This is a genomic window from Chitinophaga sp. GbtcB8 (assembly GCF_019091455.1).
Lineage (GTDB): Bacteria > Bacteroidota > Bacteroidia > Chitinophagales > Chitinophagaceae > Chitinophaga.
Window position 1 is genome coordinate 1 of sequence record NZ_JAGXJN010000083.1, and the last position, 2,389, is coordinate 2,389.

General features: G+C 45.7%; 3 protein-coding genes. All 3 read left to right on the forward strand.

What is annotated here, in order from left to right; all coding sequences use genetic code 11:
- Positions 1 to 211 (forward strand): hypothetical protein (locus KVT36_RS31425; protein ID WP_217607380.1); only part of this gene is annotated, 211 nt, incomplete at its 5' end.
- A gap of 205 nt (positions 212 to 416) precedes the next feature.
- Complete coding sequence (gene tnpB / locus KVT36_RS31430) at positions 417 to 779, forward strand: IS66 family insertion sequence element accessory protein TnpB (protein ID WP_256449986.1); 363 nt, start codon at positions 417 to 419, stop codon at positions 777 to 779.
- A 49-nt stretch (positions 780 to 828) separates the two neighbouring features.
- Positions 829 to 2,337 (forward strand): IS66 family transposase, encoded by a 1,509-nt coding sequence (locus tag KVT36_RS31435; RefSeq protein WP_217607382.1) that lies wholly within the window; start codon positions 829 to 831, stop codon positions 2,335 to 2,337.
- Positions 2,338 to 2,389: the final 52 nt, after the last annotated feature.

Sequence of the window (2,389 nt, forward strand, 5' to 3'; positions counted from 1 at the left end):
GTATCCCCACGAGCAAATACATATTTTAGCATCACGGCAGTTGGCATACATTAGACATTCAAATCTAAGCGATGCCAACATTATCTACCTCATCGAAACCACCCAGGAAAACTATATCGGAAAAGAAAGCCCTTGTACAGCAATGGGAACAGAGCACAGGAAATATGAAAACGTTCTGCGTGACTCAAGGCATATCTATATCAGCTCTTAAATACTGGCTGGGGCAATACGGGCATGTTAAAAAGAGAAAGCTGCGTAGAAAGAATTTTATTGCATTGGAGGTAGCTGCCGCACCTACGCCAGTTATGGATAGATCATTGCCTTTTGCAGAATTGATATTTGATAATGGTACACGGTTAGTATTACATCAGCAGGTACCGGCAGGATTTTTACACACGCTGCTTTATTGATCTGTTATGTTGACCTTAACCACCGCCGGCCGGTATTTTCTGTACCGGCCGGCAACCGATATGAGGAAAAGCTTTGATAGCCTGACAGGTATTGTGCGTGATCAGTTGCAAGGCAATCCCATGAGTACAGATGTATTTATATTCCTGAATCGCAACCGTACCCATATCAAGCTGCTATTATGGGAGGGGGACGGCTTCGCCTTGTACTATAAACGATTGGAAAAGGGAACCTATGAGCTGCCTGTTTTCGGGCAGGCAGACAACAAAGCTTGCATCACACAGAATCAGCTATTACTCATGCTGCAAGGCATCAGCCTAAAACAAGTACATTACCGTAAACGCTATATGCAGGAAACTGCCAGCCATTAACATGGGACTAACTTATTACTGAGCTGTGTGTGATATTTTTGCATCCTGCATGATCAGTAACAGTACAGATATAGACTACAAGCGCTTGTACGAGTCCTCCCAAAAGGATAACGAGCAACTTGCTTTCCGGTTAACTCAACTGCAGCATGAACTGGCACAGTTAAAGAAACTGATCTTCGGCAGCCGCCAGGAACGCTTTGTTCCCGCTGCCAATAGTAATCAGCTTACCCTTGGTATCGCAGCAGAAAATGTAGCTGTCTGTCAGGTTACAGCGGCAAAGAAGGTGGAATATACCCGCACTAAAGTGCAGACGTCACCGGTATCCCATCCCGGCCGCAATAAGCTGCCAGAGCATCTGCGCCGCGAAGAAATAATACTGGAACCGGAACATGTACCACAAGGCAGTAAGAAGATAGGTGAAGAGATCACTGAGCAACTGGAGTGCATACCAGCAGAGTTGTATGTAAAGCAGTATATCCGTTCTAAATATCTGGCCCCTACAGCTAAGGACTGTGTGGAATCTAAAATTATCATAGCAGATCTTCCTGTTCAGCCAATCGACAAATGTATGGCAGGGCCAGGTCTGCTGGCACAGCTGGTTATTGACAAATATTGTGATCACCTTCCGCTGCACCGGCAAATGCAACGTTTTGAGCGGGCAGCTGTAAAACTTCCTTACTCCACCCTTACCGAATGGGTAAGCAACACCTGTAAGCTGATCGCTCCATTGTACGACGCATTGCGGGCTGAGGTACTGCAAAGCAGTTATCTGCGTGCTGATGAAACACCTGTCCCTGTACTGGATAAGGACAAAAAAGGGAAAACCCACCAGGGATACTTCTGGTTATACCAGGATGCTATTAAAAAACTGGTCATCTTTGACTACCAGGAAGGCCGCAATAAGGAAGGGCCTACCGCTATGCTGGCTGAATTTACAGGGTATTTACAAACTGATGGGTACGAGGTCTATGCCGGTATTGCCGAACAAAACGGCATCACCCTTATTCATTGTATGGCCCACGCCCGCCGATATTTTGTGGAAGCTCTGGATAACGACCGGCAGCGGGCGGAATATGTATTGGAGCAGATACAGCTGTTATATACTATAGAACATGACTGCACCCAAAGAGCATTGTCTTTTGATGAACGAAAGGCCCTTCGCCTGCAAAAGGCCACCCCTATCCTGGAAGGACTCGGTAAATGGATGCAACAACAGTATGTACTGGTATTACCTAAAAGCCCCATTGGAAAGGCCCTGGCATATAGTATTAAACGCTGGGATAAGCTAAGTGCTTATACGAAAAATGGAATACTATCTATAGATAATAACCTCGCAGAGAACAGTATCCGCCCCGTTGCTATTGGCAGGAAAAACTCCCTGTTCTGCGGTTCACACGAAGCGGCCAAACGATCTGCCATGCTATATAGTTTAATGGGAACCTGCAAAATGCATGGCGTCAATCCTTATACCTGGCTCAAGGAGATACTTATCCGCATACCTCAACATCCGATTAATAAAATCAAAGATCTACTCCCACACAACTGGACACCTGCATAAAAAGTAGAGCCTCCCTCTTCAAGAAAAAAACATGTACTTGCTCGTGGGGATA

What these genes read in the sequence shown, in the direction of transcription:
- KVT36_RS31435 (WP_217607382.1), top strand. Translation starts at nt 829, where the DNA reads ATGATCAGTAACAGTACAGATATAGACTACAAGCGCTTGTACGAGTCC.
- tnpB (WP_256449986.1), top strand. Translation starts at nt 417, where the DNA reads ATGTTGACCTTAACCACCGCCGGCCGGTATTTTCTGTACCGGCCGGCA.